General features: G+C 25.9%; 2 protein-coding genes. Both read right to left on the reverse strand.

Annotated elements, in window-relative coordinates:
- Positions 1-110: 110 nt before the first annotated feature.
- A complete protein-coding gene (locus M983_RS16565) occupies positions 111-713 on the reverse strand; it encodes a hypothetical protein (RefSeq protein ID WP_066753612.1) in 603 nt (200 codons plus the stop codon).
- Positions 714-808: 95 nt separating this feature from the next.
- Positions 809-979, reverse strand: a complete 171-nt coding sequence (locus M983_RS18090; protein WP_425415207.1) for an endonuclease toxin domain-containing protein — start codon at positions 977-979, stop codon at positions 809-811.
- Position 980 lies beyond the last annotated feature (1 nt).

Here is a 980-nt window from a genome sequence, read left to right on the forward strand (position 1 = left end):
TACTTTACTTATTTTAATTATAATAAAAGCCACCACCTAATTATTATTTTATAAATAAAATTGAGTAATGGCTTTGGAGTTTAAATTTACTTTTATAGACAATAAATTATTTACTCTGAATACATTCGTGTAAAATAATTACTAATTTTATTATTATCAAGCAACCTATCTTTGGTAAAATCAAGACTATCAGAGACTACAACATATTTTCTTAAATCATATGGAATATCTTCAATCGTGGCATAAATAGTAGGAACAATAAAACGAAAGTAGTCACCCATTTTCGTTTCGCCATCATAACCAATAGGGTAATCTTCTCCTACAGATTGTCCCTCTAATGCTTCAAAATAAAATATTCCCATTTTAGTTGCTAACTCAGCATCACAATTTTTTTTATTTTCTAATCTAAAGTTAAAATTATTAATTATTTCTTGTTTATTTTTATATTTTTTATATACCCAACTAGAATATAGATCTATAAAATACTCACCTTTTTTATTTATACCATTACTATATTTCTCAGAATCTCCATCAATATACTCACATAAATCATTAAGTGATTTTTTTATATTATTTATTTTTAACATGCATTTAGGCAGCCATCCGTACCCATTATTTAGCATCATTGAAATATATCCATTTTTATCCATAGCAATCCATGTATGATTTCTTGCTTGTCCAGGATACCAATTTATATCAAGTAACAATCCCATATATACTCCCTAGCACTACTCATCTAAAAAAACTTTAATACAATTTTTACACGTATCAAAAAATGCTTTTTCTGGCATAGTAGATAAATCATATTTCATTGTTCTTTGGTTGTTTTCTCCGGAATACCTAATTCTAATGTCTTAGATTTAATATCTTTTTTGGAAATATCTACAGTACCTCTTTGATCACCTTTATAATTATCTATTTTTGAAATATATGTATTTAATGTATTTTCTATTGTCTTTGGATTTTTAAGCCTTGCCACT

The organism is Proteus myxofaciens ATCC 19692 (assembly GCF_001654855.1).
In the GTDB taxonomy this organism is placed as follows: domain Bacteria; phylum Pseudomonadota; class Gammaproteobacteria; order Enterobacterales; family Enterobacteriaceae; genus Proteus; species Proteus myxofaciens.